General features: G+C 54.1%; 23 protein-coding genes. 14 read left to right on the top strand and 9 right to left on the bottom strand.

The window, feature by feature from the left end; translation table 11 throughout:
• Positions 1-82 precede the first annotated feature (82 nt).
• Genes pspD through pspA form a run of 4 tightly spaced genes read right to left on the bottom strand, consistent with a single transcriptional unit; the run spans position 83 to position 1632 of the window.
• Positions 83-307 (bottom strand): phage shock protein PspD, encoded by a 225-nt coding sequence (gene pspD, locus C2U53_RS22990; protein WP_043000556.1) that lies wholly within the window; start codon positions 305-307, stop codon positions 83-85.
• A gap of 18 nt (positions 308-325) precedes the next feature.
• Entirely contained in the window at positions 326-685 is a 360-nt protein-coding gene (gene pspC, locus C2U53_RS22995) for an envelope stress response membrane protein PspC (protein WP_043000555.1), read from the bottom strand.
• Positions 685-909 (bottom strand): envelope stress response membrane protein PspB, encoded by a 225-nt coding sequence (gene pspB / locus C2U53_RS23000; protein ID WP_042318763.1) that lies wholly within the window; start codon positions 907-909, stop codon positions 685-687. Before pspB ends, pspC begins: the two co-directional genes overlap by 1 nt.
• A 54-nt stretch (positions 910-963) precedes the next feature.
• On the bottom strand, positions 964-1632 hold the full coding sequence (pspA, locus tag C2U53_RS23005; protein WP_043000554.1) for a phage shock protein PspA: 669 nt from the start codon (positions 1630-1632) through the stop codon (positions 964-966).
• A 168-nt stretch (positions 1633-1800) separates the two neighbouring features.
• On the opposite strand from pspA, the gene pspF reads away from it, so the two are divergent.
• The 13 genes from pspF (at position 1801) to osmB (ending at position 16367) form a co-directional block, all read left to right on the top strand.
• Positions 1801-2775 (top strand): phage shock protein operon transcriptional activator, encoded by a 975-nt coding sequence (pspF, locus tag C2U53_RS23010; RefSeq protein ID WP_104446910.1) that lies wholly within the window; start codon positions 1801-1803, stop codon positions 2773-2775.
• A gap of 112 nt (positions 2776-2887) precedes the next feature.
• Positions 2888-4531 (top strand): ABC transporter substrate-binding protein SapA, encoded by a 1644-nt coding sequence (gene sapA, locus C2U53_RS23015; protein ID WP_044257738.1) that lies wholly within the window; start codon positions 2888-2890, stop codon positions 4529-4531.
• A complete protein-coding gene (gene sapB, locus C2U53_RS23020) occupies positions 4528-5493 on the top strand; it encodes a peptide ABC transporter permease SapB (RefSeq protein ID WP_043000551.1) in 966 nt (321 codons plus the stop codon). Before sapA ends, sapB begins: the two co-directional genes overlap by 4 nt.
• Entirely contained in the window at positions 5480-6370 is an 891-nt protein-coding gene (gene sapC / locus C2U53_RS23025) for a peptide ABC transporter permease SapC (protein ID WP_043000550.1), read from the top strand. The genes sapB and sapC overlap by 14 nt, the downstream gene beginning before the upstream one ends.
• The gene (gene sapD / locus C2U53_RS23030) at positions 6370-7362 is read left to right on the top strand and encodes a peptide ABC transporter ATP-binding protein SapD (RefSeq protein ID WP_043000549.1); all 993 of its coding nucleotides are present in this window, start codon (positions 6370-6372) and stop codon (positions 7360-7362) included. The genes sapC and sapD overlap by 1 nt, the downstream gene beginning before the upstream one ends.
• A 1-nt stretch (position 7363) precedes the next feature.
• Complete coding sequence (gene sapF / locus C2U53_RS23035) at positions 7364-8170, top strand: peptide ABC transporter ATP-binding protein SapF (RefSeq protein ID WP_043000548.1); 807 nt, start codon at positions 7364-7366, stop codon at positions 8168-8170.
• A 123-nt stretch (positions 8171-8293) separates the two neighbouring features.
• Positions 8294-9082: an enoyl-ACP reductase FabI gene (fabI, locus tag C2U53_RS23040; RefSeq protein WP_043000547.1), complete on the top strand. Its 789-nt coding sequence runs from the start codon at positions 8294-8296 to the stop codon at positions 9080-9082.
• A 200-nt stretch (positions 9083-9282) separates the two neighbouring features.
• Positions 9283-10422 carry a carboxymuconolactone decarboxylase family protein gene (locus tag C2U53_RS23045; protein WP_104446499.1) on the top strand — a complete coding sequence of 380 codons (1140 nt, stop codon included), beginning with the start codon at positions 9283-9285 and terminating at the stop codon, positions 10420-10422.
• Positions 10423-10511: 89 nt separating this feature from the next.
• Complete coding sequence (locus C2U53_RS23050) at positions 10512-12446, top strand: exoribonuclease II (protein ID WP_104446500.1); 1935 nt, start codon at positions 10512-10514, stop codon at positions 12444-12446.
• Between the two features lie 247 nt (positions 12447-12693).
• The gene (pdeR, locus tag C2U53_RS23060) at positions 12694-14685 is read left to right on the top strand and encodes a cyclic di-GMP phosphodiesterase (RefSeq protein ID WP_044257827.1); all 1992 of its coding nucleotides are present in this window, start codon (positions 12694-12696) and stop codon (positions 14683-14685) included.
• A gap of 182 nt (positions 14686-14867) precedes the next feature.
• A complete protein-coding gene (locus C2U53_RS23065; protein ID WP_044257733.1) occupies positions 14868-15050 on the top strand; it encodes a hypothetical protein in 183 nt (60 codons plus the stop codon).
• Positions 15051-15140: 90 nt separating this feature from the next.
• The gene (locus tag C2U53_RS23070) at positions 15141-15890 is read left to right on the top strand and encodes a DNA-binding transcriptional regulator YciT (RefSeq protein WP_043000543.1); all 750 of its coding nucleotides are present in this window, start codon (positions 15141-15143) and stop codon (positions 15888-15890) included.
• 258 nt (positions 15891-16148) lie between these two features.
• A complete protein-coding gene (osmB, locus tag C2U53_RS23075; protein WP_042318738.1) occupies positions 16149-16367 on the top strand; it encodes an osmotically-inducible lipoprotein OsmB in 219 nt (72 codons plus the stop codon).
• A 123-nt stretch (positions 16368-16490) separates the two neighbouring features.
• Here osmB and yciH read toward each other — a convergent pair whose 3' ends face one another.
• From yciH to pgpB, 5 genes are all read right to left on the bottom strand, one after another.
• Positions 16491-16817, bottom strand: a complete 327-nt coding sequence (gene yciH, locus C2U53_RS23080; protein WP_043000542.1) for a stress response translation initiation inhibitor YciH — start codon at positions 16815-16817, stop codon at positions 16491-16493.
• Complete coding sequence (gene pyrF, locus C2U53_RS23085) at positions 16817-17554, bottom strand: orotidine-5'-phosphate decarboxylase (protein ID WP_104446501.1); 738 nt, start codon at positions 17552-17554, stop codon at positions 16817-16819. Before pyrF ends, yciH begins: the two co-directional genes overlap by 1 nt.
• A gap of 176 nt (positions 17555-17730) precedes the next feature.
• Positions 17731-18900, bottom strand: coding sequence for a lipopolysaccharide assembly protein LapB (gene lapB / locus C2U53_RS23090; RefSeq protein WP_043000540.1), 1170 nt, complete (start codon positions 18898-18900; stop codon positions 17731-17733).
• A 6-nt stretch (positions 18901-18906) separates the two neighbouring features.
• Positions 18907-19215 carry a LapA family protein gene (locus C2U53_RS23095; protein ID WP_042318731.1) on the bottom strand — a complete coding sequence of 103 codons (309 nt, stop codon included), beginning with the start codon at positions 19213-19215 and terminating at the stop codon, positions 18907-18909.
• A 150-nt stretch (positions 19216-19365) separates the two neighbouring features.
• Positions 19366-20130: a phosphatidylglycerophosphatase B gene (pgpB, locus tag C2U53_RS23100; protein WP_104446502.1), complete on the bottom strand. Its 765-nt coding sequence runs from the start codon at positions 20128-20130 to the stop codon at positions 19366-19368.
• A 196-nt stretch (positions 20131-20326) separates the two neighbouring features.
• Here pgpB and ribA point away from each other — a divergent pair, with 196 nt between their 5' ends.
• A complete protein-coding gene (ribA, locus tag C2U53_RS23105; RefSeq protein ID WP_044257729.1) occupies positions 20327-20917 on the top strand; it encodes a GTP cyclohydrolase II in 591 nt (196 codons plus the stop codon).
• Positions 20918-20950 lie beyond the last annotated feature (33 nt).

Consider the following 20950-nt stretch of genomic DNA (forward strand, 5'->3'; position numbering starts at 1 on the left):
AGCAGCTCAACAATCGATTTGTGAGCTGCCGCAAATTAATAACCAGGATGTGATTTAATTGTTAAAAAGAAGGCAATGGAAATTAACTTCCAGAATAATGTTTTGAAATTTTCGCCGCCATACGGCTTAAAAACGGTTCCAGAGCCAGCGCCAGCAACATTTTTAGCGGACGACGGGCGACGGATTTTACTGCCCACCCTGCGACACCCGCGGGGCCGTAGCGTAGCGCAGTCAGAAGCACCAGCTTACCTGCTATTTTCATACCGGGTTTTACCTTTTGCCCGGCGCGTTGCCAGCGATTATTCATCTCAGCTCTCTTAATGACTTACAATTGACGGAAACGGCTACGCAAAGTAAACGTGTCCGAGGTGACATAACGCTCCATTTCACGTAAGCGTTTCTCCCCCGCCGCCAGTTCTTTATCGACGATATCCAATAGCTCACCGCTGGACGGTTGCTGCTCGCCTGCGGCAAGGTTATCCGGCATCGGATCAAGCACAAATGCCAGAATGATGTAGACGACCAGGGTAAAAAAGGCCAGCCCGAAGAAGATCGACAACACCACTAAAATACGCACCAGTTTTACCGGCACATCCAGATACTGCGCGATCCCTGCGCACACGCCTCGCAGCATGCCCTGCTGCGGAATACGCCATAATTTTTTGTTCAGATCAATGCCGCCCATTAACGATCCCTCCAGTTCGGATGTTCCGCATCGAGAATATCTTCCAGCGCCTGAATACGTTCACGCATGCGCTGCGCGTCATCGGTCAACTGAACTAAACGTTGCTGTTCGCTTTGCGATAATTCTCCGCGACTGGAACGGTTGCTGTAATGCAGCCATAGCCAAATCGGTAACACAAACAGCACGAAGATGGTTAACGGAATGGCCAGAAATAGCGCGCTCATGAGGTCTCCTTACAGGTGATGAGCGGCGGCGCGTTCGAGCGCCGCCAGGTATTATTATTGCTTGTCTTGCTGCATTTTGGCTTTCAGTTGCGCCAGTTGTTCGCTGATTTCATCATCCGCTTTCAGGTCGGCAAACTGCTGATCCAACGTTTTCTGTTTGCCAAAGTTGTGGCTTTCAGCTTCCGCTTCCATGTGGTCGATGCGACGCTCGAAAGATTCAAAGCGCGCCATCGCTTCATCCAGCTTACCGCTGTCCAGTTGACGACGCACGTCACGGGATGAGCTGGCGGCCTGATGGCGCAACGTCAGCGCCTGCTGACGGGCACGGGTTTCGCTGAGTTTGTTCTCCAGCTCGCCAATCTCTTTTTTCATGCGCGTGAGCGTATCGTCCACCAGCGTCACTTCATGCTCCAGATTGCCAATCAGATCGGTCAACTTCTGTTTTTCGATCAGCGCGGCGCGGGCCAGATCGTCCTTCTCTTTACGCAGCGCAAGCTCCGCTTTCTCCTGCCACTCTGCCTGCTGAGCCGTCGCCTGTTCGATGCGGCGTGATAACTGTTTCTTTTCCGCCAGCGCACGTGCCGAGTTGGAACGCACTTCAACCAGCGTATCTTCCATTTCCTGAATCATCAGACGAACCAGCTTCTGCGGATCTTCCGCTTTCTCGAGTAGTGCGTTGATGTTGGCATTCACGATGTCGGCGAAACGAGAAAAAATACCCATAATTCTATCCTCACATTTTTCTGATGTCGGGCGATGCCCTGCTGATTCTCTAATACAATCCGCGTGCCAACTTTTTAATTTATTGATTTATATTGAGATGTACGGTTTTACCTCGACGAGAAAACAGGGTAAAGTGGTGAAATACACTAACATGTGGCGAAATTCATCATGGCAGAATACAAAGATAATTTGTTAGGGGAAGCCAACAGCTTTCTGGAGGTACTGGAGCAGGTTTCCCGCCTCGCGCCGCTGGACAAACCGGTACTGATTATCGGCGAGCGCGGTACCGGTAAGGAACTGATTGCCAACCGTCTGCATTATCTCTCCTCTCGTTGGCAGGGGCCGTTTATTTCGCTTAACTGCGCGGCGCTGAATGAAAATTTACTCGACAGTGAACTGTTCGGTCATGAAGCCGGGGCGTTTACCGGTGCGCAAAAGCGCCATCCCGGACGTTTTGAACGGGCCGACGGCGGCACGCTGTTCCTGGATGAACTCGCCACGGCCCCAATGCTGGTACAGGAAAAGCTGCTCAGAGTGATTGAGTACGGCGAGCTCGAGCGCGTCGGCGGCAGTCAGCCATTACAGGTAAACGTCCGTCTGGTTTGTGCGACCAATGCGGATCTTCCGTCGATGGTTAACGAAGGATCCTTCCGGGCAGATTTGCTTGACCGACTGGCGTTCGACGTGGTGCAACTGCCGCCGCTGCGCGAACGTCAGGCGGATATCATGCTCATGGCGGAACACTTTGCTATTCAGATGTGCCGGGAAATTCGTCTGCCGCTGTTCCCCGGATTTACAGCGTATGCCAGAGAGACGCTGCTGAACTACGCCTGGCCGGGAAATATCCGCGAATTAAAAAACGTGGTCGAACGTTCGGTATACCGGCATGGCTCCAGCGAAACGCCGCTGGATGAGATTGTGATCGACCCATTTAAACGCCACGCGCCAACGTCCCCTGCCGCTGAAACTGCAGCAACGGGTCCTTCGCTGCCCCTCGATTTACGTGCGTTTCAGCAGCAACAGGAGAAAGAGCTGCTGCAAACCAGTCTGGAACAGGCAAAATTTAATCAGAAACGGGCGGCGGAATTACTCGGGCTGACCTATCACCAGTTGCGCGCATTGCTCAAAAAACATCAGATTTAGCGCGTCTCACCCCCTGATTGCGCATATTTACGCCAGTTGCCCGCAGACATTTGTACCTCGCGGGCGATAGTGCGATACACTTTGCAAATCGTACCTAAAAACCTTAAAAATTATGCGCCTGGTTTTATCGTCTCTGATCGTGATGGCTGGACTTCTGAGTGGTCAGGCTACTGCTGCGCCTGAAACCGCCCCACGTGAAGATATTCGTGACAGCGGCTTTGTCTATTGCGTGAATGGACAGGTCAATACCTTCAATCCGCAAAAAGTGAGCAGCGGGTTGATTGTCGACACGCTCGCCGCCCAGCTCTATGATCGGTTGCTGGATGTCGATCCCTATACTTATCGTCTGGTCCCGGAACTGGCGGAAAGCTGGGAAGTGCTGGATAACGGCGCCACTTACCGCTTCCATCTACGCCGCGACGTGGCGTTTCAGAAAACGGACTGGTTTACGCCTACGCGTAAACTGAATGCCGACGACGTGGTTTTTACCTTTCAGCGCATCTTTGATCGCAACCATCCGTGGCATAACGTCAACGGCGGCAATTTCCCCTATTTCGACAGTCTGCAGTTCGCCGATAACGTGCAGAGCGTGCGTAAGCTCGACAGTCACACCGTGGAATTTCGCCTGACGAAGCCGGACGCCTCTTTCTTATGGCACCTCGCAACCCACTATGCGTCCGTGATGTCGGCGGAGTATGCTGATCAACTGACAAAACAGGATCGCCAGGAACAGCTTGACCGCCAGCCGGTTGGCACCGGCCCGTTCCAGCTTTCCGAGTATCGCGCTGGACAATACATCCGCCTGCAACGTCATGACAAATTCTGGCGGGGCAAGCCGCTGATGCCGCAGGTGGTAGTGGATCTCGGATCCGGCGGAACCGGACGTTTATCGAAACTGCTTACCGGCGAATGTGACGTGCTGGCCTGGCCCGCCGCCAGCCAGTTGACGATCCTGCGCGACGACCCACGCCTGCGCCTGACCTTGCGTCCGGGGATGAACATCGCCTACCTGGCGTTTAATACCGACAAGCCTCCGCTGAATAATCCGGCGGTTCGCCACGCCCTGGCGCTGTCCATCAATAACCAGCGTCTGATGCAGTCTATCTATTACGGCACGGCAGAAACGGCGGCCTCTATTTTACCTCGCGCCTCGTGGGCCTATGATAACGAGGCTAAAATAACAGAATACAATCCGGCCAAATCTCGTGAGCAACTCAAAGCGCTGGGGCTGGAGAATCTGACGCTGCGCCTGTGGGTGCCGACCAGTTCACAGGCGTGGAACCCGAGCCCGCTGAAAACCGCTGAACTTATCCAGGCGGATATGGCGCAGGTTGGGGTGAACGTGGTGATTGTACCGGTTGAAGGTCGTTTCCAGGAGGCGCGGTTGATGGACATGAACCATGATCTGACGTTGTCCGGCTGGGCAACCGACAGTAACGATCCGGACAGTTTCTTCCGCCCGTTGCTCAGCTGTGCGGCCATCAATTCGCAGACCAACTTCGCCCACTGGTGCAATCCGGAATTTGACAACGTGCTGCGCAAAGCGCTCTCTTCGCAACAGCTTTCCGCGCGTATTGATGCCTATGATGAAGCACAGAACATCCTCGCCAAAGAGTTGCCGATCCTGCCGCTTGCCTCGTCACTGCGTCTGCAGGCCTATCGGTATGATATTAAGGGGCTGGTGTTAAGCCCGTTTGGAAACGCCTCTTTCGCCGGTGTGTCGCGCGAAAAAAACGATGAGGTGAAAAAACCATGATTATCTTCACCTTGCGTCGTTTGCTGTTGCTGATGGTCACGCTGTTTTTTCTGACCTTTATCGGCTTCAGTCTGAGCTATTTTACGCCACATGCGCCGCTACAAGGCGCATCGTTGTGGAATGCATGGGTGTTCTGGTTCAATGGCCTCATCCACTGGGACTTTGGCGTCTCCAGCATCAACGGACAGCTTATCACTGAACAGCTCAAAGAGGTGTTCCCGGCCACGATGGAGCTATGCACGCTGGCGTTCGGCTTTGCGCTAATGGTGGGGATTCCGGTGGGTATGCTGGCGGGCATTACCCGCAACAAGTGGCAGGACCGCTTGATCAGCGCCCTCGCCCTGCTCGGCTTTTCAATCCCCGTGTTCTGGCTGGCACTGCTGCTGACCCTTTTCTTTTCCCTGACTCTCGGCTGGCTGCCGGTGTCGGGCCGATTCGATCTGCTTTACGAAGTGAAACCGGTCACCGGTCTGGCTATTGTCGATGCGTGGATCTCTGACTCTCCCTGGCGGGATGAGATGGTGATGAGCGCCGTGCGCCATATGGTGTTGCCGGTGCTGACGCTGGCGGTTGCGCCGACCACAGAAGTGATTCGCCTGATGCGTATCAGTACCATTGAGGTGTTTGATCAGAACTACGTGAAGGCTGCGGCCACGCGCGGTTTGTCACGATTTACGATCCTGCGCCGCCATGTACTGCATAACGCCTTACCGCCGGTGATCCCCCGCCTGGGCCTGCAATTCTCAACGATGCTGACGCTGGCAATGATCACCGAGATGGTCTTTAGCTGGCCGGGGCTCGGTCGTTGGTTGATTAACGCCATCCGTCAGCAGGACTACGCGGCGATATCCGCAGGCGTGATGGTGATTGGTTCGCTGGTCATCATCGTCAACGTGATTTCCGATATTTTGGGTGCTATGGCTAACCCTCTGAAACATAAGGAATGGTATGCCTTACGATAGCGTTTATAGCGAAAAGCGCCCGCCAGGTACGCTGCGCACCGCATGGCGCAAATTTTATGGCGATACTACGGCAATGGTTGGCTTGTACGGCTGTGCAGGGCTGGTGGTACTGTGCCTGTTCGGCAACTGGTTTGCGCCGTATGGCATCGATCAGCAGTTCCTCGGCTATCAGTTGTTGCCGCCCTCCTGGTCACGCTATGGCGAAGTCTCTTTCTTCCTCGGTACTGACGATCTGGGACGCGACGTCCTGAGCCGACTGCTCAGCGGCGCAGCCCCCACCGTGGGCGGCGCGTTTGTCGTTACGCTCGCCGCAACGCTGTGCGGGCTGTTTCTCGGCGTGGTCGCCGGAGCCACGCACGGTCTGCGTTCTGCCGTGCTGAATCATATTCTCGATACGCTGCTGTCGATTCCGTCTCTGCTGCTGGCGATTATCGTTGTCGCCTTCGCCGGGCCGCATTTAACCCATGCCATGTTTGCCGTCTGGCTGGCGCTGTTGCCACGCATGGTCCGTTCGGTCTACAGCATGGTGCATGACGAACTGGAAAAAGAGTACGTCATCGCGGCGCGTCTTGATGGCGCCTCGACGCTGAACATCCTCTGGTTCGCCATATTGCCCAACATTACCGCAGGACTGATCACCGAAATCACCCGCGCGCTGTCGATGGCGATACTGGATATTGCCGCGCTCGGTTTTCTCGATCTTGGCGCGCAGCTCCCCTCTCCCGAATGGGGTGCGATGCTGGGCGATGCGCTGGAGCTGATTTACGTTGCACCGTGGACGGTGATGCTGCCCGGTGCAGCCATCATGATCAGCGTCCTGCTGGTCAACCTGCTGGGTGACGGCGTTCGCCGCGCTATCATTGCGGGGGTGGAATAATGCCATTACTGGATATCCGCAACCTGACCATTGAATTTAAGGCCGGTGAAGAGTGGGTCAAAGCCGTCGACCGCGTCAGCATGACCTTGAGCGAAGGGGAAATTCGTGGGTTGGTGGGTGAATCCGGCTCCGGTAAGAGCCTGATTGCCAAAGCCATCTGCGGCGTTGCCAAAGATAACTGGCGCGTCACCGCCGACCGGATGCGTTTTGACGATATCGACCTGCTGCGCCTTTCGCCGCGTGAGCGACGTAAACTGGTGGGACATAACGTTTCGATGATTTTCCAGGAGCCGCAGTCGTGTCTGGATCCGTCCGAGCGCGTGGGTCGCCAGTTGATGCAAAACATTCCGGCATGGACGTACAAAGGCCGCTGGTGGCAACGTATTGGCTGGCGGAAACGTCGCGCCATTGAACTGCTGCACCGCGTCGGGATTAAAGATCATAAAGACGCCATGCGCAGCTTCCCGTATGAACTGACCGACGGTGAATGTCAGAAAGTCATGATTGCCATTGCGCTGGCGAATCAACCGCGACTGTTGATTGCGGATGAGCCGACCAACGCGATGGAGCCGACCACTCAGGCGCAGATCTTCCGCCTGCTGACGCGCCTGAATCAGAACAGCAATACTACCATTTTGCTGATCAGCCATGACCTGCAGATGCTCAGCCAGTGGGCGGACAAGATTAACGTGCTGTACTGTGGTCAGACGGTGGAAACCGCGCCGAGTAAAGAGCTGGTGACGACGCCCCATCACCCATACACCCAGGCACTGATCCGCGCTATTCCTGACTTTGGTAGCGCCATGCCGCACAAAAGTCGTCTGAACACCATGCCCGGAGCCATCCCTTTGCTGGAACAATTGCCCATCGGTTGCCGTCTTGGGCCACGCTGTCCCTACGCACAGCGCGAATGTATAGAAACGCCGCGTCTGACCGGGGCGAAAAATCATCTCTACGCCTGTCATTTCCCCCTCAACATGGAGAGAGAGTGAGATGGTTGAGACCTTACTTGAAGTTCGCAATCTGAGTAAAACCTTCCGCTACCGGACAGGCTGGTTTCGCCGTCAGACCGTAGAAGCCGTGAAACCGCTGAGCTTTACCCTCCGTGAGCGACAAACGCTGGCCATCATCGGCGAGAACGGTTCCGGCAAATCCACGCTGGCCAAAATGCTGGCAGGAATGGTCGAGCCAACCAGCGGCGAGTTACTGATTGACGATCATCCGCTCGAATTTGGTGATTATTCGTTTCGCAGTCAGCGCATTCGCATGATTTTCCAGGACCCGTCGACCTCGTTGAACCCGCGTCAGCGTATTTCGCAAATCCTCGATTTTCCGTTGCGCCTGAATACCGACCTTGAGCCGGAACAGCGACGCAAGCAGATTATTGAGACCATGCGGATGGTAGGACTGCTGCCCGATCATGTCAGCTATTATCCGCATATGCTGGCGCCAGGACAAAAACAGCGTCTGGGACTCGCCCGCGCGATGATCCTGCGCCCGAAAGTCATTATTGCCGATGAAGCGCTGGCGTCGCTCGATATGTCGATGCGCTCGCAGTTAATCAACCTGATGCTGGAATTGCAGGAGAAACAGGGTATCTCTTATATCTACGTCACCCAGCATCTTGGCATGATGAAACACATTAGCGATCAGGTTCTGGTGATGCATCAGGGGGAAGTCGTCGAACGCGGCAGTACCGCCGATGTACTGGCCTCTCCGCTGCATGAACTGACAAAACGATTAATCGCCGGTCATTTTGGCGAAGCGCTGACGGCCGATGCCTGGCGAAAAGACCGTTAACCGCTCTCCTGTTGTGGTCGGACTCGATCGCCCGATGTCACATGTTAGAATGACCGCGCTTTAACGGCATCTGGCCCCCTAACCGAGGCCGGTCGCCACAACATTCACATAAGGATTTAAGCTATGGGTTTTCTTTCCGGTAAGCGTATTCTGGTGACTGGTCTTGCCAGCAAACTGTCCATCGCCTGGGGTATCGCTCAGGCGATGCACCGCGAAGGTGCGGAACTGGCATTCACCTACCAGAACGACAAACTGAAAGGCCGTGTGGAAGAATTTGCTGCTCAACTGGGTTCAGACATCGTTCTGCAATGCGATGTCGCAGAAGATGAAAGCATCGACACCCTGTTCGCAGAGCTGGCCAAAGCCTGGCCGAAATTTGACGGTTTCGTTCACTCGATCGGTTTTGCCCCTGGCGATCAGCTGGACGGCGACTACGTGAACGCGGTCACCCGCGAAGGCTTTAAAATCGCTCACGACATCAGCTCCTACAGCTTTGTGGCAATGGCGAAAGCCTGCCGTTCTATGCTGAATCCGGGTTCTGCCCTGCTGACGCTCTCCTACCTGGGCGCTGAGCGCGCGATCCCGAACTACAACGTAATGGGGCTGGCAAAAGCGTCTCTGGAAGCGAACGTTCGGTATATGGCGAACGCGATGGGCCCGGAAGGTGTACGTGTTAACGCCATCTCTGCCGGTCCGATCCGAACTCTGGCCGCCTCCGGCATCAAAGATTTCCGTAAAATGCTGGCGCATTGCGAAGCGGTGACCCCGATTCGTCGTACCGTGACTATCGAAGATGTGGGCAACTCTGCAGCCTTCCTGTGCTCCGATCTGTCCGGCGGTATCTCTGGTGAAGTGGTTCACGTTGACGGCGGATTCAGTATCGCTGCAATGAACGAACTGGAACTGAAATAATCGTGCCGACTTCCCCCGTGGGCGGCGCCCTGCCGCCCATGCTCTTAACTCTTCCCAGCAATATAGCTTTTTGATCTTTGTTATCACGCAACAATCTTTCATCCCTTCCCCCGCTTACGCCAGGATAAAGCAGCGAGAACGATCCGGCGTGATTCGACGACGACGTGTCCGGGTCGCCACATACAGACCAAGGAACGCCCATGGAACAACGCCGATTCAACGGCAAAAGCCACTGGTATCATGAAACCCAGTCCAGCACCGGTCCGCAGGACGTGTTGCCGCTGGTGCCCGAAGCCGCACACGTTGAAGACCGCTTTCTGTTGGATTTGGTGATCCCTGAAGATGCGCTTTTACCCTTTCAGTCCTGGCTGCAACCGGCCCGCCAGCTTGCTCATGAACTGTTCCCTGACACCATTTTGTTGAACCGCCTACATACCTTCAGCGCCTATGAACGCATGAGTACCGCGTTGACGGTCGCCCAGGTGTATGGTGTTCAGCGGCTTTGCAACCACTATGCCGCCCGTTTGACGCCGCTTCCCGGCCCGGATTCGTCACGTGAAAGTAATCACCGGCTGGCACAGATTACTCAGTACGCGCGCCAGCTCGCCAGTTCACCCTCAGTGATTGATAACCGCGCGCGCCAGCATTTATGCGATGTTGGCCTTTCTGCGTGGGATATCGCATTGATGAACCAAATCATCGGCTATGTCGGTTTTCAGGCGCGTGTCGTCGCTACGTTTCAGGCATGGCTGGGGCAACCGGTACGCTGGGTGCCAGGTCTGGACACACAATCATTCGCCGACGTATCCCTGTTTCAGCAACCCGATGCCACCTGGCATTCGGCGCACGAGCAGGTCGAACTGCGCTACGCAACGGCGGAACAGTTGGAGTGTCTGTCGTGTTATCAGCCAATCGCCGCCCTTCAGCCCATCGCTCCTAATCTGGTTCATCAACCGACGCTGCTTACGCTGCTCGGTACCCTGCTTAAAAGCACATTGTCCATTGAGTCCCCCGCGCACAATTTCACCACACTACTGACATCGCGAATTAACGGCAGTGCAAGCTGCTTTAACCAACTGGCGACGTCAGTGGAAATCGCCGACTTATTGCGCCAGAGCGAACACGAAATAGAACGCCGGGAACAACAGCAGCCGGTTGAGCGTCCGCTGTTCCAGGCGATACAATTGTTGACGCGGGCCCCCGATCGTTTTAGTGCCGCGCAGTTCAACCCGTTCAGCGAGTCCTGTACCTCCGTTGAACAGGCAATCAACCTGCTGGCCTGGTCGGGGTTATGCGGATGGCTGAATCGTCTGAAAATCGCGCTGGGCGAGACACATTAACCCTTTCATTGCCATAAAGAGCGCTTGCCGCATCAGGTACTTTCGCGTAAAACTGTCAGCCGCTCTTATGGCCACGAAAATAGACAAATATGTTTCAGGACAACCCGCTGCTAGCGCAGCTTAAACAGCAACTGCATTCCCAGACGCCACGTGCTGAAGGGGTGGTAAAAGCCACGGAAAAAGGCTTTGGCTTCCTGGAAGTCGATGCGCAAAAAAGTTATTTCATTCCACCGCCGCAGATGAAAAAAGTGATGCATGGCGACCGCATCATCGCCGTCATCCACACTGAAAAAGATCGCGAATCTGCGGAGCCGGAAGAGCTGGTTGAGCCGTTCCTGACCCGCTTTGTCGGTAAAGTACAGGGTAAGAACGATCGCCTGTCCATCGTGCCGGATCACCCGCTGTTGAAAGACGCCATTCCCTGCCGCGCCGCTCGCGGTGTGGAGCATGAATTTAAAGAGGGTGACTGGGCCGTTGCTGAAATGCGCCGTCATCCGCTCAAAGGCGATCGCACCTTCTTCGCCGAATTAACCCAGTTCATCACGTTTGCCGACGACCACTTCGTCCCCTGGTGGGTCACCCTGGCGCGGCATAATCTTGAAAAAGAAGCGCCGGATGGCGTAGCGACGGAAATGCTGGATGAAGGGCTGGAACGTCAGGATCTGACAGCGCTGAATTTCGTTACTATCGATAGCGCCAGCACGGAAGATATGGACGATGCGCTGTATGCCGAAGAACTGGCTGACGGCAAATTGCAACTGACCGTGGCGATTGCCGACCCTACCGCCTGGATCGCCGAAGACAGCAAACTGGATAACGCCGCGAAAATCCGGGCGTTCACTAACTATCTGCCGGGCTTCAACATTCCAATGTTGCCACGCGAACTGTCTGACGACCTCTGCTCACTGCGCGCCAATGAAGTGCGCCCGGTACTCGCCTGTCGCATGACCATTGCCGCTGATGGCACCATTGAAGATGACATCACGTTCTTCGCTGCCACCATTGAGTCAAAAGCAAAACTGGCTTATGACAACGTCTCTGACTGGCTGGAAAACCGCGGTCGCTGGCAGCCTGAAAGTGAAGACATCGCCCAGCAGATTCGTCTGCTGCAGCGTATTTGCCTGAGCCGTGGTGAGTGGCGTCATCATCATGCGCTGGTGTTTAAAGATCGCCCAGACTACCGCTTCATTCTCGGCGAAAAAGGTGAAGTGCTCGATATCGTCGCAGAACCGCGTCGCATCGCGAACCGGATTGTCGAGGAATCCATGATTGCGGCCAACATCTGCGCCGCACGCGTGCTGCGCGACAAACTCGGCTTTGGCATTTACAACGTTCACCTGGGCTTTGACCCGGCCAATGCCGATGCGCTGGCCGCGCTGCTGCAATCTCACGGAATGCATGTGAACGCCGAAGAAGTATTAACTCTGGAAGGCTTCTGCAAGTTGCGTCGTGAACTGGATGCGCAACCGTCGGGTTTCCTCGACAGCCGTATTCGTCGCTTCCAGTCTTTTGCGGAAATCAGCATTGAGCCGGGTCCGCACTATGGGCTGGGTCTGGAGGCTTACGCCACCTGGACGTCACCGATTCGTAAGTATGGCGATATGATCAACCATCGCCTGCTGAAAGCCGTCATCAAAGGTGAAACCATTAACCGTCCGCAGGAAGAGATCACCGTACAGATGGCTGAGCGTCGTCGCCTGAACCGCATGGCGGAACGCGATGTTGGCGACTGGTTATATGCCCGCTTCCTGAGTGATAAAGCGGGCACGGATACCCGCTTCGCGGCAGAAATCATTGATGTCAGCCGTGGCGGGATGCGTGTACGTCTGGTGGATAACGGCGCGGTAGCCTTTATCCCTGCGCCATTCCTGCATGCGGTGCGCGATGAACTGGTTTGCAGCCAGGAGAGCGGCACCATCCAGATCAAAGGTGAAACCGTCTATAAAGTGACGGATGTGATTGATGTCACCATCGCCGAAGTGCGGATGGAAACCCGCAGCATCATCGCCCGTCCTGCCGCCTGACGACCTGCCCAGTAACGGCCTTTCTTTTCAGGAAAGGCCGTTTTCTTTCCCCCAAATCGCCATTCTCTCACTACACTCTGACTGTCAGCCGGATATATTTTCTACAGCGCCTATGCTTTTTCCCGGTTCTGAATTACAAATAAATACATAAACAAAACAAGATGTTCAGCTACCGTAATTTTTAATTAACGCTGGCTAATCCCTTCCATTCAGGGTTGTTTGTGCTTTAAGCGGGAGGGTGTTCATGATGAAAGACAGTCTGGAGTCCACAACGTTGTATAGCTTTTTGGGTACTCACGCGCCTTACTGGCGTTTGTCAGAAGATTCCAACACCCTGCATTTGTCCGTCACCGAAGCGACCGACCGAGTGGAGAGCGTTGAGCTTGCGCCCGAGCAAGCCGAACGGATCCGTGAAATGACCGTCATCACCTCCGGTCTCATGATGACACTCCCCTTTGAAGACAACGATGTCCCGGTGCACCTGGTGGGCCGCAAAATTAACAAACATGAATGGGCTGGCAGTGCGTCGGCCTGGCACGACACCCCTTCTGTTGCGCGTGACCTGGTCAAGGGACTCTCATTTGCTGAACAGGTAGTGACAGAAGCCAACTCGGCGATTGTGATCCTCGACAGTCGGGGTAACATTCAGCGCTTCAATCGCCTGTGTGAAGAGTACACCGGGTTGAAAGAGCAGGAAGTGATTGGACAGAGCGTCTTTAAACTCTTCATGAGCCGCCGGGAAGCCGCCGCTTCGCGTCGCAACATCAGCGGCTTCTTTCGCAACGGCAACTCGTATGAAGTGGAACGCTGGGTAAAGACCCGCAAGGGACAGCGTCTGTTCCTGTTCCGCAATAAATTTGTCCACAGCGGCAGCGGTAAAAACGAAATCTACTTGATCTGTTCCGGTACGGACATCACGGAAGAACGACGTACGCAGGAACGGTTGCGCGTGCTGGCGAATACCGACACGATTACCGGGTTGCCAAACCGCAACGCTATCCATGAACTGATCAACGAGGCCATCGAACAGGCTGGCGACAGTCAGGTGGGTATTGTTTATCTCGACCTGGATAACTTCAAGAAGGTGAACGATGCCTATGGTCATATGTTTGGCGATCAGCTTTTGCAGGCGGTATCGTTAGCCCTCCTGAGCTGTCTGGAAGAGAATCAACTGCTGGCACGTCTCGGCGGTGACGAGTTTATTGTGCTGGCCAGCCAGACGTCTCAGAGCTCGCTTGAGGCGGTCGCCTCGCGGATCCTCACCCGATTGCGCCAGCCCTTTCGTATCGGCCTCATAGAAGTCTATACCGGCTGTTCTGTCGGTATCGCGATGGCGCCTCAGCACGGCGAGGACAGCAGCAACCTGATCCGCAATGCGGATACTGCAATGTACACCGCCAAAGAAGGCGGACGTGGCCAGTTCTGCGTTTTCTCGCCAGAAATGAACGAGCGGGTATTCGAATACCTGTGGCTGGACACCAACCTGCGCAAAGCGCTGGAAAACGATCAGTTACTGATTCACTATCAGCCGAAAGTGACCTGGCGAGGTGAAGTCCGCGGCCTTGAGGCGCTGGTGCGTTGGCAGTCCCCTGAACGTGGGCTTATCCCTCCGCTGGAGTTCATCTCATACGCTGAAGAGTCCGGGCTGATTGTGCCGCTCGGCCGCTGGGTGATCCTCGATGTTATACGCCAGGTCGCGAAATGGCGGGATAAAGGCATTAACCTGCGCGTAGCGGTTAACATCTCTGCCCGGCAACTGGCTGATCAGACGATTTTCACCGATCTGAAGCGCGTATTGCGCGAGCTCAATTTCGAATATTGTCCTATTGATGTCGAACTGACGGAGCGTTGCCTGATTGAGAACGAAGAACTTGCGCTATCCGTCATTCAGCAGTTTAGCCAGCTTGGCGCGCAGGTGCACCTGGATGACTTTGGTACCGGTTATTCCTCGCTTTCGCAACTGACGCGTTTCCCAATTGATGCCATTAAGCTGGATCAGATTTTTGTCCGCGACATTCACAAAAAGTCGGTGTCACAATCGATGGTGCGCGCGATCGTCGCCGTGGCACAGGCTTTGAATCTCCAGGTGATTGCCGAAGGTGTGGAGAGCGCCAAAGAGGATGCTTTTCTGACGAAAAACGGCGTCAATGAGCGACAAGGTTTTTTATTTGCCAAACCGATGCCTGCCGTTGCGTTTGAGCGCTGGTACAAACGTTACCTCAACAAGAAAAAGCGCTAAGCCAGCAATATGATCATCCGGGCGAAACGGGAAGTTTCGCTTTTCGCCCTATTCATATCTGTCTGTAATCGCGGAATATATAATATTCCCCAAAGGTTCAGGTCTGGCTGAATTTTCCCTTCTCTTTTGTCGCCATTTTTTGCATCATTAAATTCTTTCATACTTTGACCAAGGATCCCCCCATGTCTGATATCGATGCTAAACGGGTTGCCGAGCGTATTGATACCGTGCTTGATATCCTGGTGGCCGGTGATGTCCACTCCGCCATCCATAATCTCGAAATTCTGAAGGCGGAATTGTTGAGTAAGGTGCAGGATGACGCCATATCAGCGGCGAACAAGCCCCGGGCACCGTGGGAGATCTAAATTTTTCGCGCGCGGCTTGTGTCGCCTGGATGCCACACCGCCGCATGTGTTTAATCTCGCGGTATCATTACCGCTATAAAAACTAACGCTATGAACTCCCGACAACAAAAAATTTTGCAAATGGTCATTGATAAAGGCCAGATGAGCGTCTCTGAACTGGCCAAAATCACTGGCGTTTCTGAAGTTACCATTCGACAGGATCTAAATACCCTCGAGAAGCAGAGCTTTCTGCGCCGCGCGCACGGTTTCGCCGTTTCGCTGGATAGCGAAGATGTGGAAACCAGGATGATGACCAACTACACCCTGAAGCGTCAGCTTGCCGAGTTTGCGGCGTCGCTGGTCAGCCCTGGCGAGTCGGTATTCATTGAAAATGGCAGTAGCAATGCCCTGCTGGCAAGAACGCTGGCGGAACAAAAGGACGTCACCATCATCACGGTCAGCAGTTACATTGCGCACCTGCTAAAAGAGACGCCCTGCGAAGTGATCCTGCTTGGCGGTATTTACCAGAAAAAAAGCGAAAGCATGGTGGGACCGCTGACTCGCCAGTTTATTCAGCAGGTCCACTTCAGTAAGGCGTTTATCGGCATTGATGGCTGGCAGACCGAAACGGGATTCACGGGGCGCGACATGATGCGTGCTGATGTGGTCAATGCCGTGCTGGAGAAAGGTTCGGAAGCCATTGTCCTGACCGACAGTTCAAAATTCGGTGCGGTCCATCCCTACACCCTTGGCCCTATCGAGCGGTTTAGCCGTGTGATCACCGATGCCAGAATTAGCGCCAGTGACCGGGCGCTGATGGAACAGCGTGGTCTGACCGTTAATATCGTCGACGCCGAGTAAAATATCCGCAAATGATTTGCTCATCGCAGATCATTTGCGCTCTGAGACTATTCTGACTCCCGAATTAAGACTATTTACCTGTTGTTCACAGGCGAAAGTCGTAAAATTACTATTAGCGATATAACAGGAAGTGACTATCACCTGCGTGATATTACCCTGCGCACTAAGGTTTCACGGATGCCCTCTTTAATGACCGATATTTTAACTATAGTTAAAGAGAGCTTACTTCCGTGAATCATTAATTCAGGAGAAAGTATTATGTTTGTAACGAGCAAAAAAATGACCGCCGCCGTGCTGGCGATTGCCCTGGCAATGTCCCTGAGCGCCTGTTCTAACTGGTCTAAACGTGATCGTAACACCGCTATTGGTGCGGGTGCGGGTGCATTAGGTGGCGCTGTCTTAACGGATGGTAGCACACTGGGTACGCTGGGTGGTGCCGCTGTCGGTGGTATTATCGGCCACCAGGTAGGTAAATAATCGTAAATAATCTACGGTTGTCCGGCTCGATATAATAATACGATTATTTTTTTCTGGTCTGCACTACACAGTTTATTTAGCAGTAACAATAAAAGCCACGATATTTATATCGTGGCTTTTTCGTTAACCACCTGCCAGTTTCACTTTCAGGCCGCGAGCTTCCAGTAGCGACTTAATTAAATCGCGCTTATCACCCTGAATTTCAATTACGCCATCTTTGACTGCTCCACCGCAGCCACATTTTTTCTTCAGTTCCGCAGCCAGTTTGCTGAGTTCGCCGTCATCTAGATCAATACCAGTAATCAAGCACACGCCTTTCCCCTTGCGCCCGCTGGTCTGGCGCTGGATACGGACAATCCCGTCGCCCTTCGGACGTTCGGGCGCGGCTTTAGGTTCATCAATCCGCCCACTCTCCGTCGAATAAACCAGACGGCTGTTGGAATCGCTCATTACGCCTCCCGCTTCAATGACGCATTGATGGCCTTCAGCGTCTGCGCCGGATCGTCAGACTGCGTCACCGGACGGCCAATGACCATATAATCAACACCCGCCGCCAGTGCCTGTTCAGGAGTCATTATCCGCCGCTGATCGCCAGCGGCGCTCCCCTGCGGTCGGATACCCGGGGTAACCAGTTTGAAATCGCGGCCAAATGCCTGCTTAAAGCGCACCGCTTCCTGAGCTGAACAGACCACGCCATCCAGACCACATTTTTGCGTCAATGCCGCCAGGCGCTCGGCGTGCTCAGCCGGTGACAGTGTCACGCCGATATCCACCAGATCGCTGGCTTCCATACTGGTCAACACGGTGACCGCGATTAACAGCGGCGCATCTTTACCAAACGGCACCAGCGCTTCACGGGCGGCGGTCATCATTCTCGCCCCACCCGACGCATGGACGTTGACCATCCAGACGCCAAGATCCGCTGCAGCAGCCACCGCATGAGCGGCGGTATTTGGGATATCATGGAATTTCAGATCCAGAAAGATATCAAAGCCACGCTGCTGGAGATCGCGTACCAGTTGAGGTCCGAACAGCGTGAACATCTCTTTGCCAACTTTCAGACGACAATCGCGCGGGTCGATTCGATCGACAAACGCCAGGGCGCTATCACGGTTATTATAATCGAGAGCAACGACGACGGGAGAATCGGTAGCAGCGCGGGGAGAAGATGAAGCAGTTAACGTCATAACCAGGCCTTCTTGCTAAGGGGGCAAATGGGTAAACGGCGTGCATTCTACCTGTCAGGCGCAAAAATTAACAGACGCGATTACACCACTGCCAGGCGATGTGGCGCCGATGCCAACGTGAGGAAGTGGACTAAACTATGAGTATGTTGTAACTAAAGCGGTATTTTTTTTAAAAATTACAATCCATCAAGTCCACGAATTGGCTTAATCGTTGACCAGGCGCGGCAGGATGGACAGTGCCAGTACAGGGTATACGCGGTAAAACCGCATTTAGAGCAGCGGTAGCGCGGCTTGCTACGCACCTGCTCGCCCACCATATCACGCAGCACCATCAGGCTCTCTTTTGCACGGCCTTCTTCGGCTTCGTTAAGGTGATAATCCATCAGCTTATGGAATACGCGCATCGTCGGATGACGCTGGAGCTGACGGGTAATATACACCTGCGCGGTCTCCGTCCCTTCGCGCGCTTCGAGAATATCGGCCAGCATCAGTTCTGCGGCCGCGCCGGTATTTTCTTCTACCGCACGGCGCAGGAATTCCGCCCATTCATCATTTTTACCTAGCTGTTGATAGCAGGTCTGGAGCATTTCCAGCGTTTCGCTGACCAGTTCTTTATCCTGGGAAATCACCCGCTGGAGACATTCAACGGCCTTCGCGTAATCGCCCTTCGCCATCCAGACGCGGCCCATCATGATAGAAACCCTGGCGCTATTTTTATCCGCCGCTGCCCCTTTTTTCAGCAGCGCCATGGCGCGATCCATATCGTCGCTGCCCATCTGTTGCAACGCCAGTTCGCAGTAAAAATGGGCGATTTCGATACGCTGTTTATCTTTACCCAGTTTGACCAGTCGCTCGGCAACCTCAATGGCCTTCTGCCAGTCACTGGTCGCCTGATAGATCTGCAACAGTTGCTGCAACGCACCTACGCGAAATTCCGTTTCATCAGTAAGCTGATTAAACATATCCTCCGCCCGGTCATACAGCCCGGCGGCCATGTAATCACGGCCTAACTGCTGAACCGCCAGCAGCCGCTGTTCATAGGTCAGCGAGGCGCTTTCCATGAGAGTCTGGTGAATACGGATGGCGCGGTCGACTTCGCCGCGAGAGCGGAACAGGTTTCCGAGGGTGAGATGAGCCTCAACGGTGCCGGTATCCTCTTTCAACATATCGAGGAACAGATCCACCGCTTTATCTTGTTGGTTGCTCAGGAGGAAGTTAACCCCCGCGACGTAATCGCGGGACAGGCGGTTAGCTTCATCCTGTTTTGTTTGTTGCGCACTTCTGCGACCCATATACCAGCCATAGGCGGCAGCAACAGGTAAAAGCAGAAACAACAACTCCAGCATAAACGATTATTCCTTCGCGACCGACGTACCAGACGTCACCACAACGTCTGTCGCAGGCGAGAGTTGGTTTTCCAGTCGTTTAATTTTACGTTCAGCACGCACCAGAGAAACACGAACCCGCAGCCAGAAAAGACCGCAGATCAACCAACCAATGGCGAAACCCGCTGCGAACAAAACGGCCAACAAGGTTGAGATACGATACTCGCCCTGAGCCAACAGGTAATTAAAGGTCACCTGTTGATCGTTCTGCGCACCCAATGTTACCGAGATAACAAATATCGCCAACACCAGTAAGAAAATGAGTAAATATTTCACATTACTTCCCGTTATGTGGTTTAAGCGAATAAATCGTGTTCAACTTACCGCATTTAGCCTTTTAAATTACCATTTTCACGGCGTGTGCGAAATGGGAAAGCAGTCAGCTATTGGATGATTTAAGGGTAAACCAGTCAAAATCAACCCTGGTCAGCGGTTTTGCTCACGTTCAGCAATCTCCTGCCTTTCTTCTGGCGGCGGCGTCAAAGGCCCGCAGAACCGCTGTACAAGCCAGGTCGCCAGCGTCACCAGCGCCCATGAAATCAGCGTCGCGACCACCAGATCACGCGGCCAGTGCATGCCGAGCAGCAAACGACTGCCCATCACGCCCGTCGCCCACACCAGTAAAATGGCAATCGTCACCGTCCGGCGTCGCGGCCACAATAAGCCGACAGCGAGCAGCGCCCAGCTTGCCGCAAACATCGTGTGACCTGACGGAAACGCAAACCCGGTCTCTTTTTGCCAGTGTTGGCGTAAAAAGTGTGGAATAGCCTGCTGGGTGGTAAGTTGCTCCTTCACCAGGTCGCTGCGATCCTTACGTTTTAAAGTGTAGAACTCATCAACCGGAATATGATGCGTTTTTTCCAGCCATATCACGAAAGGACGCGGTTCCTGTACCCGCTCTTTCACCCACGACTTGACGCCCTGACCTATCAGGATCGCCCCCGCCAGAATAGTAAAAAGCATTACCGCCGCTTTAAGACGAAAGCGCAAACACCAGAAGAACCAGCCACAGAGAATAACATGTGTGATGATACCCCACGGCTGAGTGACCGTTTCGGTTATCCAGTACATCGCTTTTAGCCATCCGGTATCCTGCCCCGGTTGCCAGCTCCAGCCGGACACCCACACGGTAACGGGCATAATCAACAACAATCCCGCGCCAGCCGCAGTACGCTTTGCAATCGACAGCATGAACACCTCTTTAACGGATAAGTGTCACAATCATAACCGAAAAATCCCCTGTTCGGGGAAATTGACAGATTTGTGCCATTCGCAGGATGATTGCGCGGCGGCGATTAGGTGAAGTCCGTCGCCTTATGGCAAAATAAGAAGATAAGCCAACAGGCAACGGCACAACATCGCGTGCCGGCATTATCTGGAGAAACACATGCAGCTTAAACGAGTGGCAGAAGCCAAACTGCCAACCCCATGGGGCGATTTCCTGATGGTGGGATTTGAAGAACTGGCAACCGGACACGATCACGTCGCGTTAGTATATGGTGATATTTCAGGTCAGACGCCGGTTCTGGCCCGTGTCCATTCAGAATGTCTGACGGGCGATGCCTTGTTCAGCCTGCGCTGCGACTGTGGTTTTCAACTGGAAGCCGCCCTGACGCATATTGCGGAAGAAGGACGCGGTATTCTGCTTTATCATCGTCAGGAAGGACGTAACATCGGCCTGCTCAATAAGATTCGCGCCTACGCGTTGCAGGACCAGGGCTACGACACCGTAGAGGCCAATCACCAGTTAGGGTTTGCCGCGGATGAGCGCGATTTCACCCTCTGCGCGGATATGTTCAAGCTGCTGGGCGTTGACGAAGTACGTCTGCTCACCAATAACCCGAAGAAAGTTGAGATTCTCACTGAAGCAGGGATCAATATCGTGGAGCGGGTCCCGCTGATTGTGGGCCGTAATCCCAATAATGAACATTATCTGGATACCAAAGCGGCCAAGATGGGTCACTTGTTGAGTAAGTAAGCCATGCGTTAAAAAAAGCCTGCATCGTGTCAT

Origin of the sequence: Citrobacter sp. CFNIH10 (assembly GCF_002934585.1) — a bacterium.
Lineage (GTDB): Bacteria > Pseudomonadota > Gammaproteobacteria > Enterobacterales > Enterobacteriaceae > Citrobacter_A > Citrobacter_A amalonaticus.